Source organism: Pedobacter sp. MC2016-15 (assembly GCF_026239695.1).
Taxonomy (GTDB): Bacteria; Bacteroidota; Bacteroidia; order Sphingobacteriales; family Sphingobacteriaceae; genus Pedobacter.
On the sequence record NZ_JAPIVS010000006.1, the window covers coordinates 27,808 to 40,981 of the forward strand.

The window sequence follows — 13,174 nt, forward strand, 5'->3', positions numbered from 1 at the left end:
GACGGCCCCGCGGAAGTAAAAAAGAATGCGCTCTAAATTACTTTTAGCTCTTTACCGATTTTCACAAAAGCAGCTATTGCTTTATCCAGGTGATGTTGCTCATGAGCTGCTGAAAGCTGCACCCTGATCCTTGCTTTTCCCTGCGGAACAACAGGATAGTAAAATCCTATTACATAAATTCCTTCATCCAGCATTTTTGCAGCAAATTCCTGGGCGAGTTTGGCATCATACAGCATCACAGGTACAATCGGGTGTACACCTTCTTTGATATCAAAGCCTGCCGCTGTCATTTGCTGACGGAAATACATCGTATTTTTTTCAAGTTCATCTCTCAGTTCCGTTGTTTCACGCAAAAGGTCCAGTACCGCTACTGAAGCACCAGCAATAGCCGGGGCGAGCGTATTCGAAAAAAGATAAGGTCTGGAACGCTGGCGCAGCATGTCAATAATTTCTTTTTTGCCGGCAGTAAATCCTCCTGAAGCACCACCTAAAGCTTTTCCTAAAGTTCCTGTGATGATATCGATCCTGTCAATTACACCGCAGTGCTCATGAGTACCCCTGCCGGTTTTACCCATAAAACCAGAACAGTGTGATTCATCAATCATGACTAAAGCTTCATACTGGTCTGCAAGATCACAGATTTTATCCAGCTGCGCAATTGTACCGTCCATAGAGAATGCACCGTCGGTAACGATGATCCGGTGTCTGTTTCCCGAAGCGGCTTTAAGCTGCTCTTCAAGGTCGGCCATATCATTATGTTTATAACGGAACCTCTTCGCTTTACATAAACGCACGCCATCTATAATTGAAGCATGGTTCAACTCATCAGAGATAATAGCATCCTGATCATTGAAGAGAGGTTCAAATACTCCGCCATTGGCATCAAAAGCAGCGGCATATAATATGGTATCTTCTGTACCGAGAAATTGAGACAGTTTTTCCTCCAGTTCCTTATGTACGTCCTGTGTGCCACAGATAAAACGTACAGAAGACATCCCGTAGCCATATTTGTCAATAGCGCTTTTGGCTGCTGCAGTCACCCGGGGGTCTGAAGAGAGACCCAGATAATTGTTGGCACAAAAGTTTACAACTTCCTGGCCGGTGCTTACTTTAATATCTGCTCCCTGGGGAGTTACAATAACGCGTTCACGTTTATATAATCCGTCTTTCTCTATTTGCTCAAGTTCCTGTTTGAGAACAGGTTGTAATGTTTTGTACATAGCGATATTTATAATTGATCGGCTAAAGTTATAAAATTATCACCTAAGCGGGCATAAGTAGCACGATCTTTCTGTGAACAGGCTGCAGACTGAGACTGCGCCAAAATTAGCTTCATGTCCTCATGATCCGTTTTTGGAGCAAAAAGTAGTCTCAAACAATAATACAGCGTAAATTAACGTCTGTGAATAAAAAAATAATTCAAACAATATAAATATTCAAATATTTATTTCTTACATTGCAATAGATTGTAGTTAAAGATAACTTTATCTTTCTATAACAAAATTATATTTTAACAATTAATTTTCGAACTTAAATAAATGACTAACAATCAAAGAGAAAATTTCGGACCTCGCTTAAAAGAGATACGTTTAGCGAAGAAAATGACCTTACAGGAGTTCTATGGGGTAGTAGCCAAACATGTAAACAACTTCTCGCCTATAGAAAATGGCGCAAGAAGGATCGGAAGACGGCTATCAGAAGAGGTGATAAGATATTATCATATCAATGAAAAATGGCTGGCCACGGGCAATGGCAATATGTTTACTGATGATGAACTCCACGCGGCGGAAATTCCCGGAAGGGAAGACTCAAATCAAGGTGTGCCATTCATCAATATTAATCCATCTGAAATCTCATCAGGAGAATTTAATCTGCTCAGAGAACGGCCGGAGTATTATGTGAATTTCAGACCTTTCAATGATTGTGATGCCTATCTGCCCATCTACGGCGACAGCATGTACCCTAAGTATGCAAGTGGTGAAATTATTGCAGTGAGAGAAGTGATCAACAAAGACATCATTCAGTGGGGCGAAGCTTACCTGATCATTACTGATGAATACGCCAATAATATTACCACTGTAAAACTGCTTTTTGAGCATAACAGCACCAGCAAGATTGTACTTCGCGCCTCAAATCCAAATTATAAAGGTGATACTATTCTTGACCGTAATGTTATTAAAAGACTGTTTATTGTGAAAGGTAAAATTACCAGGAATCAACTCTGAAGATGCGTTATGGAAATTGGTTAAAAAAGAAAGGGATGATCCATCCAGAGTCATCCCTTTTCTAACCAAATATAAACCTGTATGAACGGGTTTTTCTTTTATGATAGTATCAACAGAAATGCAGTTCTCAGAACATAAATACATTAATTCAATACCTATCGTCTTAATCTTTCTAATTGTTGAAGATTCAACACCCAAAGATGGCAATTCCAATCATTTGTCAGACAATATTAACACTTTTTAACAACTCTACACAAATCAGAATAAGTTTTTGAAACGAAATGTCAAAAAGTTAACGCGAAATACCATAATTTATTATAGTTCATCTGCCAAACATCAGCCACCGCATCTAAAATCACACAAATGAGCGTAATTGATAATGAGAATGATATAAATTATCGTTTCAACCAGAGTTTTACTTCATCAGCATAACTTCCACTAACCGGAAGCTCAACAGATGTAAGCTTAATCTTTCTGTTCTGAAGAGACCTGACTTTTTTTACAGGGACGATGAAACTGCGATGGATTCTCTTAAAGTCTTCTGCAGGAAGTTTTTCCAGTATACGCTTGAGTGGCATCAGGGTAAGTACCGGGACGGCCCCCTCAAGATGTATCTTGACGTAATCTTCCATACTCTCCAGATATTCGATATGCTTTAATACGACTTTCATCATCCGGTATTCGGAATTGACGTATATGCAGGCATCATCCGGGGATGAAGGAGAATTATTTTTGTACTTATAATAATCAACAGCTTTGTTTACAGCTTTTGTGAACCGCGTTGCATCGATAGGCTTGAGCAGATAATCTATAGCCTCCAGTTCAAAACCTTCAAAAGCAAATTCTGTAAACGCTGTAGTAAAAATGATCAAGGGCTTTTTAACCAATGCTTTTGCCAGATCGATACCGGAAATGTCAGGCATACTCACGTCCAGGAAAAGGAGGTCTACTTCATTTCTTTTGATATATTCCGCTCCGGAAACAGCATCTCCAAATGTCTGTAAGAGTTCCAGATCAGGGAAACGCGAGATGAAAGTATTGATCAGGTGAATAGCAAGAGGTTCATCATCTATTGCAACACATTTTAAAGGCATATAACAAGTTCTATCGCCCTAAATATACAACATTTGATGAAGAACAAAGCAGCAGCCAAGCAGTAATTGCCTAATCAGCCTTTGTAAACAGAACCCTACTTGTTAGTATCTGCAGTGACGTGATGCGCGGCTTGTACGCGGTTTTTCTTTTTAGACATTTTATAGGTTCCAATAATAACCATAGAGGCCGCTACAAGCGAAAAAAGTAAGTTAAATGATCTTTTGTCCATAATAGTAAGATGATTGTAACAAAATACAAAATCCGTGCCTATAATAGAGGTCGACCAGGAAAATTGGTTTTTTATCAGAAAAATTATTTTGATATCAGAGAGGTTTCCTCAGCATTGATGGCTTTCCAGATCATATCCTTTAATTCCGTGATCCCCTTCTGGGCGACTGAAGAAATAAAGATTGATGGAATGTTTGCTGGAAGGTCCTGTTTCATCTCAGCAGTAAGTTCTTCGTCCAGCATATCTGATTTTGTGATCGCCAGCAAATGAGGTTTCTGCATCAGTTCGGGATTATATTCGAGCAGTTCAGATTTCAGGATGTCATATTCAGCCTTTATGGAACGGCCGGTATCTGCAGGAACCATAAATAAAAGGACAGAATTTCGTTCTATGTGACGCAGGAAGCGGTACCCTAAACCTTTGCCTTTAGATGCACCTTCAATGATTCCGGGAATGTCTGCCATTACAAAAGATTGGCTTCCGCGATAAGAAACAATACCCAGATTTGGCACCAGAGTGGTAAAAGGATAATCAGCAATTTCAGGCTTCGCTGCTGAGACTACGGAAAGCAAGGTTGATTTCCCTGCGTTTGGAAAACCAACGAGGCCTACGTCTGCCAGCACTTTCAGCTCAAGGACAACCCACTGCTCTTTACCGGATTCACCTGGCTGTGCAAAACGTGGGGTCTGAAGCGTAGAAGTTTTAAAGTGCCAGTTACCCAGACCACCTCTCCCACCCGGAGTCAGAATTTCTGTCTGGCCGTCTTCAGTGATTTCGAAAAGCACTTCGCCGGTTTCAGCATCTTTGGCAATGGTACCCAATGGCACTTCTAAAAGCTCGTCCTTACCAAACTTACCTGAACTGGTAGAGCTTGATCCGGGTCCGCCGTCAGAAGCAATAATATGTTTGCGGTATTTCAGGTGCAGGAGCGTCCAGAATTGCGCGTTACCCTTAAGGATCACATGCCCTCCTCTTCCACCATCGCCACCATCCGGACCACCGGTAGAAGTCATTTTATCACGGTGCAAATGTGCAGATCCTGCCCCTCCTTTACCAGAACGGCAGCATATTTTAACGTAATCTACAAAATTTGAACCCTGTGACATAACTCTCTATGATTGATATTGATCGACCACACTGCATAGTTCAGCAAAGATATCATCGATCTTGCCGATGCCATTTACTTTACTCAATTTCTGCTGTGCTTCGTAATAAGGCAAAACATGAATTGTTTTGCTGAAATACTCTTCTATGCGTTTTTGCAATTTATCTGCCTGGTCATCAACCCTGCCGGTTAACTTCTGACGTTCGGCAATTCTTTTGGTAAGTTCTTCCTGATCCACATCCAGTGCAATTACTGCTGTGATTGAACTTCCTTTACTTTCCAGGAATTCATCCAGCGCCGCAGCCTGCGCTACTGTTCTGGGGAAACCATCAAAAATAAACCCTTTAGCACCCGGATTCTTATCCACTTCATCTTCCAGCATGGCTATTGTAATTGCATCAGGCACCAACTGTCCATCAGCGATCAGTGCACTCACCTGTTTTCCAAGTGGGGTCTGATTGCTAATATGTGCTCTGAAAATATCACCTGTTGAGATGTGGTTCAATTGATAGCGTTCGATCAATTTTTCTGATTGGGTGCCTTTACCTGCACCCGGTGGGCCAAAGAGAACAAAATTAAGCATTTGGATTATCTTTAAAATTTTAAAAGCCTTCCCGCCATAGGCAGCAAGGCTTTTCTCAGTTGTTTGTGCACTTGTAGGGATTCGAACCCCAAACCTTCTCATCCGTAGTGAGATGCTCTATCCAATTGAGCTACAAATGCATTCCGTTCGTTACGGGATTGCAAAAGTAGTATTTGTAACCGGATTTCAAAACTTTTTTTGAAAATAAATTGAAATCTGTTGCATACTATTTTATAGATCTCTTGCTTTCAGCTGATTATCCAGCATAGCAAGTCCCTCATTAAAATGATGTGGAACGTAACCCAGTTGATGTATTGCCTTATCCAGGATGAATCCAGTCTTGACAGGACGTTTTGCTGCCTGATTAAGGGATGCGGAACTAATTTCCCTGATCAGACTCCGGTCCAGCTTCCAGAAATCCGCCACTTTACCAACCAGCTCCGAAATACTCATCATCTCAGCCCCTGAAATATTAAATATACCTTCAGCATTCTTTTCGGCGATGAGGAGACAGCCTTCGGCCAAATCTTCTGCCAGTGTAGGCATACGCCACTGGTCGTTCACCACATTGATGGGCTCTCCCTTCTCCAGGGCTTCTTTAGCCCAGAGTACAATATTACTTCTGCTCTTTTCTCTGACAATACCATATACGATAATCGTGCGCACAATTGCCCATTTGCATTTTGCGCGCTGCAGCACCTGTTCTGCCCTGAGTTTAGTTTCTCCATAATAACTCAGGGGATTGGGTGTCCCCTCTTCATCATAAGGACCCGCTGCACCGTCAAACACGAAATCTGTAGACAAATGAATCAGGTGGATATCAAACTCAGCGCAGATATCTGCCAGGGTCTGTACTGCTGCAACATTGAGCTGGTCAGCCAGCTCCCTCTGCTCATGACACTTATCCACATTGGTGAGTGCTGCTGTATGAATGATCGTATCTGGCCGGTGTTTTTCAACAACAGTTCTCACATTTGAGGGATCGAGGATATCCATCGTTTCGTAGATATATCCGTTTTCCGGCATAAAACGGTTCAGTCCCTTTGATGTAGCGATCAGATTAAACTCCCTGCCAGCCAGAACAGCAGCAGTGATTTTCTGCCCCAGAAGGCCATTGCTGCCGGTAACTAATATGGTTTTCATAGCTGCTAAACTATCGATAAAAAAACTGTGGAAAAACTTTTTATTTATATATAAGAAATATATCGGAAAATCTTAGCTTTGCAAACCGAATTGAAGGCTTTAAACATGCCTTTAACAATTTGATATTTATAATTTTACCAAAAACAATATATGCCTAACATTGGAAAAATAGCGCAGATTATAGGACCCGTAGTAGACGTGAGTTTTGCTGACGATGCTCATTTACCTCAAATCTTCTCTGCATTAGAGATTGAAAAAGAAAACGGACAGAAGATCGTTTTAGAAGTTCAACAACATCTTGGTGAAGACCGTGTACGTACCATTGCAATGGACTCGACTGACGGTTTGGTTCGCGGGATGTCTGTATTAAGCACAGGTTCTCCTATCAAAATGCCGGTTGGAGATCAAATCAAAGGTCGTTTATTCAATGTTATTGGTGAAGCAATTGATGGTATCAATACAGTTGATAAAACTGTTGGTAAATCTATCCACAATGCACCTCCGCGTTTCGACGAACTTTCAACTGAATCAGAAGTACTTTACACTGGTATCAAAGTAATCGATTTATTAGAGCCTTATGTAAAAGGTGGTAAAATCGGATTATTTGGTGGTGCAGGTGTAGGTAAAACTGTATTGATTATGGAATTGGTAAACAACATCGCGAAAGCATATGATGGTTTATCAGTATTCGCAGGTGTTGGAGAACGTACACGTGAAGGAAATGACCTTTTACGTGAGTTTATCGAATCTGGTGTAATCAACTATGGTGAAGAGTTTCTTCACTCAATGGAAAAAGGCGGATGGGACCTGAGCAAGGTTGACACTGAAAAATTAAAAGAATCTAAAGCAACATTGGTATTCGGACAAATGAACGAGCCTCCTGGGGCACGTGCACGTGTAGCTTTATCAGGATTAACTGTTGCTGAATACTTCCGTGATGGTGATGGTGAAGGCGCAGGAAAAGACATCCTTTTCTTCGTTGATAACATCTTCCGTTTTACACAGGCAGGTTCAGAGGTATCGGCACTATTAGGCCGTATGCCATCTGCAGTAGGTTACCAGCCAACGCTTGCTACAGAAATGGGATTAATGCAGGAGCGTATTACCTCAACTAAACGTGGTTCAATTACATCTGTACAGGCTGTATATGTTCCTGCGGATGATGAGACTGACCCGGCTCCGGCAACAACATTTGCCCACCTTGATGCAACTACATTATTATCACGTAAAATTGCTGAGCTTGGTATTTACCCGGCGGTAGATCCGTTGAACTCAACTTCACGTATCCTTTCTCCGGCTGTTTTAGGTGATGAGCACTACAATACTGCTCAACGTGTTAAAGAATTGCTGCAACGTTACAAAGAATTACAGGATATCATCGCTATCTTGGGTATGGATGAGTTATCTGAAGAAGATAAACTGGTTGTTCACCGCGCACGTCGTGTTCAGCGTTTCTTATCTCAGCCTTTCCACGTAGCTGAGCAGTTCACAGGATTAAAAGGTGTACTAGTTGATATCAAAGAAACCATCAAAGCATTCAATATGATCATGGATGGTGAAGTTGATGAATACCCTGAAGCTGCATTCAACCTTGTAGGTAGCATTGAAGATGCAGTTGAAAAAGGTAAAAAACTATTAGCTGAAGCAAACGCGTAATTAAGCGTATACATTTAATATATGACATTAGAAATATTAACACCCGATAAAAAAATCTTTGAAGGCGAAGTAACAGCGGTTACTGTACCAGGTACAATGGGTTCTTTCCAGATATTGAGAGACCATGCACCAATTATTTCAACTTTGGAAGATGGTCCGGTAATTATTAAAACTAAAGGCAACGAAGAGATTATTGAAATCAAAGGCGGAGTTGTCGAAGTCTTGAAAAACAAGGTCATAGTTTTAGCGGAAGGTGTTGCCTAATCTCTTGGTATAAATCTTTTTATAAAGAGGGCATTCAAAAGATGCCCTCTTTTTTTATACAAAACTTTCAACTTCATCCGCCACTTCAGGCATTTTAAGCAGAAATCAGCCCGATTGCAATGCAAGCATAATATTCATACCGAATACCGAAACCATATTCGGTATAGATGTGTCAATTTAAATGATTGTATCATACAATAAATTCGGAATATTATTTGTTATTATGAAATATACTCAAACTAATATTTTTTTTCAATTATTTTCAATCTGCTATTGACAGTTTGTGATGCATGAAGTAAATTGGTTTTATATAAAAACAACGAAATGAACACTTCAATTACAACCAACCTTAATGTCATTGTCAACCTGACAACTCTCCTGATTCTTCAGGACAATAAGGCGCTGTAAGTGAATTTTTAATAAAAATATCTGAAAGCGCCCCCCAAAAGAGGCGCTTTTTTAATAAACATCTGACAACCTGGAACCACAATGCAATACTACGATTCAAATACAGTCCTTTACCTGAACGGGCAGTTTATCAAGTCTGCTGAGACGACCACAGACTTATATGGTCAGTCACTGCATTATGGTTACGCCGTATTCGAAGGAATCAGGGCTTACAACACGCATAACGGCACCAGGATCTTTAAAGCAAAAGAACATTTTGACCGTCTGCAACGCTCGGCAGAGCTGATGCATATCCCCTTCCCTTTCGATAAAGACGAGCTCATCAGGCAGACTTATAAATTATTAAAAAAGAATAACCTTAAAGATGCCTACATCCGTCCTTTGGTTTACAGCGGACAAAACATGACCCTCGAAGCAGCTACGGAATCATCTATCATGATCTGCGCCTGGGAATGGGGAGCATACCTTGGCAATAAACTGGTGAAAGTTGGGATTTCAAGTTACCAGCGGCCAAACCCTAAGTCAACCCATATTGAAGCCAAAGCAAGCGGCCATTATGTAAATTCAATCCTGGCTACAACAGAAGCTAAAAAGAATGGCTATGATGAAGCACTGCTGCTGGACATGGACAACTTTATTGCTGAAGGATCGGGAGCAAATATTTTCATCGAGAAAAACGGAAAAGTATATACGCCTGCTTTAGGCAGCATTCTGGCAGGAATTACCAGGGCAACAGTGATTAAGTTATGCAGAACGCTTGATATTGAATGCATTGAAAAGCAACTGACTGTAGAAGAACTGAAAAATGCAGACAGCGCTTTCTTCTGCGGAACTGCTGCTGAAATCATAGGTATTGCCTCCGTAGATGATACTACTTTCCCCTCAGTATGGACAGAAACACTGGGCGCTACCCTGCAAAGAACCTATAAAGCACTAGTATTAGAAAAACAAAATTACGAAGTAATCATATAACAAGTAAAACAAGAAATGTCACAACAAAAACCAGAACTAAACCGCTACAGTAAAGTTTTCACACAAGATCCCACCCAGCCGGGAGCCCAGGCCATGTTATATGGTATCGGATTAACAACTGAGGATATGTCTAAAGCACAGGTCGGGATTGCCAGCATGGGTTATGATGGTAACACCTGTAATATGCACCTGAACGATCTTGCAAAGATCGTCAAAGATGGCGTGTGGAAAAATGACATGGTCGGTTTAACATTTGGTACAATTGGGGTGAGTGATGGTATGTCTAATGGCACAGACGGCATGCGTTATTCATTGGTTTCAAGAGATGTAATTGCGGATTCGATTGAAACAATCTGTGGCGGTCAGTATTACGACGGACTGATCACCATCCCGGGATGCGACAAAAATATGCCTGGGTCTATCATGGCAATGGGACGCCTGAATAGACCAGCAATTATGGTTTATGGCGGCAGTATCCATTCCGGAAAATATAAAGGCAAATCTTTGAACATTGTCTCTGCCTTTGAAGCACTTGGAGAAAAATTAGCAGGAAATTTATCTGAAGAAGATTATCAGGGTATCATCCGCCACACCTGCCCGGGAGCCGGTGCATGTGGAGGTATGTATACAGCGAATACTATGGCTTCGGCTATTGAAGCAATGGGAATGAGCTTGCCATACAGCTCTTCTCATCCGGCAACAAGTGAGGAGAAAAAACAGGAATGCCTCGAAGCAGGGAAAGCGATCAGGGTATTGCTGGAGAAAAATATCCTTCCTTCAGATATCATGACAGAAAAAGCATTTCACAATGCCATAGTAACGGTGATGGTTCTTGGAGGTTCAACAAATGCAGTCTTGCACTTAATCGCCATGGCGAAATCGGTAGGTTTGAACCTCACGCTTGCAGACTTTCAGCGCATCAGTGATAACACCCCGGTTTTGGGCGACCTTAAACCAAGCGGACAATACCTGATGGAAGATGTGCACGACATTGGCGGTGTTCCCGCAGTATTGAAATACCTGTTGAAAGTAGGTCTTGTTCATGGCGACTGCATGACGGTGACTGGTAAAACGCTGGCAGAAAATGTAGCTGATGCTGCAGACCTGGACTTTGAAAAACAGAAAGTAATTTTCCCTGTTGAGCAGGCTTTAAAACCTACAGGTCACCTTCAGATGTTGTATGGTAACCTTGCCGAAAAAGGTGCTGTCGCAAAGATCAGCGGTAAAGAAGGTGAAAGATTTGAAGGCCCTGCACGTGTATTTGAAGGTGAACAAAAACTGATCGCAGGTATCCAGAGCGGAAAAGTACAGCGCGGTGATGTGGTTGTGATCATCCAGGTTGGTCCTAAGGGAGCACCGGGAATGCCTGAGATGCTTAAGCCTACCTCTGCCATCATTGGTGCCGGATTAGGTAAGTCAGTAGCCCTGATTACAGATGGTCGTTTTTCTGGTGGTACCCACGGCTTTGTGGTAGGACATATCACTCCTGAAGCATGGGACGGCGGAAATATCGGTTTGGTAAAAGACAACGATATCATTACCATTGATGCAGTAAATAATACTATCCAGCTGAATATCTCCGATGAAGAACTTGCAGCACGCAGGGCAGCATGGGTACAATTGCCACCACCGGTAAAAAGTGGTGTACTCTATAAATATATCAAACAAGTAAGCAATGCCAGTGAAGGGTGTGTAACTGACGCCTACACAGAAAATTAACCAGAGCCCTAAATTAAACCCAATTAAAATGGAAACAGTACAACAGGAAGCAGCAACACTGGCCCAACCAAAGAAAACCACAACGGTTACGGGATCAGTTGCCTTGATGGAAGGACTTATTGCCGAAGGAACAGAAACAATTTTCGGTTATCCCGGAGGTGCCATCATGCCAATCTATGATGCGATCTACGATTACAAGGATAAACTCAACCATATATTAGTCAGGCATGAACAATGTGCTGCTCATGCAGCTCAGGGTTTTGCACGTACCTCCGGCAAAGTTGGTGTAGTTTTCGCCACCAGCGGTCCGGGTGCTACCAACCTGATCACAGGATTGGCTGATGCACAAATTGACAGTACTCCTCTCGTATGTATCACCGGACAAGTATTTGCTACCTTGCTGGGTACTGACGCTTTTCAGGAAACTGATGTGATTAATATCAGTGCACCTGTAACCAAATGGAACTACCAGGTGACTGAAGCAAGTGAGATTCCTGCAGCACTGGCAAAGGCCTTCTATATTGCCCGCAGCGGCAGACCCGGACCTGTATTGATCGACATTACCAAAAATGCACAAATGCAGCTTTTTGAATATGAAGGTTATACACCCTGCAGCCATATCCGCAGCTACCGCCCCAAACCTATCGTTAGAAACGAGTATATTGAACAGGCAGCAGCATTGATCAACAGCGCTAAGAAACCGTTTATCCTTTTCGGACAAGGTGTTTTACTGGGAAGTGCTGAACAGGAGTTCAAAGCATTTGTAGAGAAAAGTGGTATTCCTGCCGCATGGACGATCCTGGGTGCGGGTGCTATACCTACAGATCATCCTTTAAATGTAGGTATGTTGGGTATGCACGGAAACTATGGCCCGAATGTACAAACCAATTCCTGTGATGTAATGATCGCCATCGGAATGCGTTTTGACGACAGGGTAACAGGCCGTCTGGATAAATATGCCAAGCAGGCAAAAGTGGTACACCTGGATATTGACCCTGCAGAAATCGATAAAAATGTGAAAGCTGATGTTCCTGTATGGGGCGACTGTAAAGAGACTTTACCGTTGTTGACTGAGCTGATTACGGAAAGAACTCATGATGAATGGCTGGCTGAGTTTAAAGCCTATGACAAAATAGAGCAGGAACAACTGATTCAGAAAGAGCTTAACCCGCAGACAGGAGAACTGACGATGGGCGAAGTGATCAACCAACTGAATGTCCTTACCAAAGGGGAAGCGGTTATCGTAAGTGATGTTGGTCAGCACCAGATGGTGGCCTGCAGATACGGTAAGCTTAACACTACACGTCTGAGTGTAACCAGCGGTGGTTTAGGTACAATGGGATTTGGCTTGCCGGCAGCGATCGGAGCTAAGTTTGGTGCACCTGAACGTACAGTTATCGCGGTTATCGGTGATGGTGGTTTCCAGATGACTTTACAGGAGCTGGGTACTATCATGCAGTTTGGCGTAGACGTGAAGATTCTGATTCTGAATAATCAGTTCCTCGGTATGGTGCGTCAATGGCAACAGCTGTTCAACGAAAAACGTTATTCCTTTGTTGATATTACCAGCCCTGATTTTGTTAAACTTGGTGATTCATACTCAATTGCAGGCAAAAGAGTTACTGAACGCGAAAACCTGATTCCTGGTCTGGAAGAAATGCTCAACACACCGGGCTCCTTCCTGCTGGAAGTAATGGTAGCTAAAGAACACAATGTTTTCCCAATGGTTCCACAAGGTAGCAGTGTAAGCGAAATCAGACTTAAATAATAAAAAG

At 42.1% G+C, this 13,174-nt stretch carries 11 protein-coding genes and 1 tRNA gene; 6 read left to right on the forward strand and 6 right to left on the reverse strand.

Going from position 1 to position 13,174, the window contains the following annotated elements:
* Positions 1 to 32: 32 nt before the first annotated feature.
* On the reverse strand, positions 33 to 1,220 hold the full coding sequence (gene kbl, locus OQY15_RS17370) for a glycine C-acetyltransferase (RefSeq protein ID WP_265793166.1): 1,188 nt from the start codon (positions 1,218 to 1,220) through the stop codon (positions 33 to 35).
* A 318-nt stretch (positions 1,221 to 1,538) separates the two neighbouring features.
* Between kbl and OQY15_RS17375 the strand changes: the two genes are divergently transcribed.
* On the forward strand, positions 1,539 to 2,225 hold the full coding sequence (locus tag OQY15_RS17375; protein WP_265793167.1) for a S24 family peptidase: 687 nt from the start codon (positions 1,539 to 1,541) through the stop codon (positions 2,223 to 2,225).
* A 395-nt stretch (positions 2,226 to 2,620) separates the two neighbouring features.
* On the opposite strand, the gene OQY15_RS17380 is transcribed toward OQY15_RS17375, so the two are convergent.
* The 5 genes from OQY15_RS17380 to OQY15_RS17400 form a co-directional block, all read right to left on the reverse strand.
* On the reverse strand, positions 2,621 to 3,319 hold the full coding sequence (locus tag OQY15_RS17380) for a LytTR family DNA-binding domain-containing protein (protein ID WP_265793168.1): 699 nt from the start codon (positions 3,317 to 3,319) through the stop codon (positions 2,621 to 2,623).
* A gap of 313 nt (positions 3,320 to 3,632) precedes the next feature.
* Positions 3,633 to 4,655, reverse strand: coding sequence for a GTPase ObgE (gene obgE / locus OQY15_RS17385; RefSeq protein ID WP_265793169.1), 1,023 nt, complete (start codon positions 4,653 to 4,655; stop codon positions 3,633 to 3,635).
* A gap of 6 nt (positions 4,656 to 4,661) precedes the next feature.
* Positions 4,662 to 5,237, reverse strand: a complete 576-nt coding sequence (locus OQY15_RS17390) for an adenylate kinase (RefSeq protein WP_265793171.1) — start codon at positions 5,235 to 5,237, stop codon at positions 4,662 to 4,664.
* A gap of 66 nt (positions 5,238 to 5,303) precedes the next feature.
* Positions 5,304 to 5,377 (reverse strand) — tRNA-Arg (locus tag OQY15_RS17395).
* Between the two features lie 91 nt (positions 5,378 to 5,468).
* Positions 5,469 to 6,380 carry an SDR family oxidoreductase gene (locus OQY15_RS17400; RefSeq protein WP_265793172.1) on the reverse strand — a complete coding sequence of 304 codons (912 nt, stop codon included), beginning with the start codon at positions 6,378 to 6,380 and terminating at the stop codon, positions 5,469 to 5,471.
* Positions 6,381 to 6,530: 150 nt separating this feature from the next.
* On the opposite strand from OQY15_RS17400, the gene atpD reads away from it, so the two are divergent.
* The 5 genes from atpD to ilvB all read left to right on the forward strand — a co-directional run bounded on the left by atpD (position 6,531) and on the right by ilvB (position 13,167).
* Positions 6,531 to 8,036: a F0F1 ATP synthase subunit beta gene (atpD, locus tag OQY15_RS17405; RefSeq protein ID WP_265793173.1), complete on the forward strand. Its 1,506-nt coding sequence runs from the start codon at positions 6,531 to 6,533 to the stop codon at positions 8,034 to 8,036.
* Between the two features lie 21 nt (positions 8,037 to 8,057).
* A complete protein-coding gene (gene atpC, locus OQY15_RS17410; protein ID WP_265793174.1) occupies positions 8,058 to 8,300 on the forward strand; it encodes an ATP synthase F1 subunit epsilon in 243 nt (80 codons plus the stop codon).
* 489 nt (positions 8,301 to 8,789) lie between these two features.
* Positions 8,790 to 9,680 (forward strand): branched-chain amino acid transaminase, encoded by an 891-nt coding sequence (locus OQY15_RS17415; RefSeq protein WP_265793175.1) that lies wholly within the window; start codon positions 8,790 to 8,792, stop codon positions 9,678 to 9,680.
* A gap of 15 nt (positions 9,681 to 9,695) precedes the next feature.
* Positions 9,696 to 11,399 carry a dihydroxy-acid dehydratase gene (gene ilvD / locus OQY15_RS17420; RefSeq protein ID WP_265793176.1) on the forward strand — a complete coding sequence of 568 codons (1,704 nt, stop codon included), beginning with the start codon at positions 9,696 to 9,698 and terminating at the stop codon, positions 11,397 to 11,399.
* 28 nt (positions 11,400 to 11,427) lie between these two features.
* Positions 11,428 to 13,167, forward strand: coding sequence for a biosynthetic-type acetolactate synthase large subunit (ilvB, locus tag OQY15_RS17425; protein ID WP_265793177.1), 1,740 nt, complete (start codon positions 11,428 to 11,430; stop codon positions 13,165 to 13,167).
* The last annotated feature ends 7 nt before the right edge of the window (positions 13,168 to 13,174 follow it).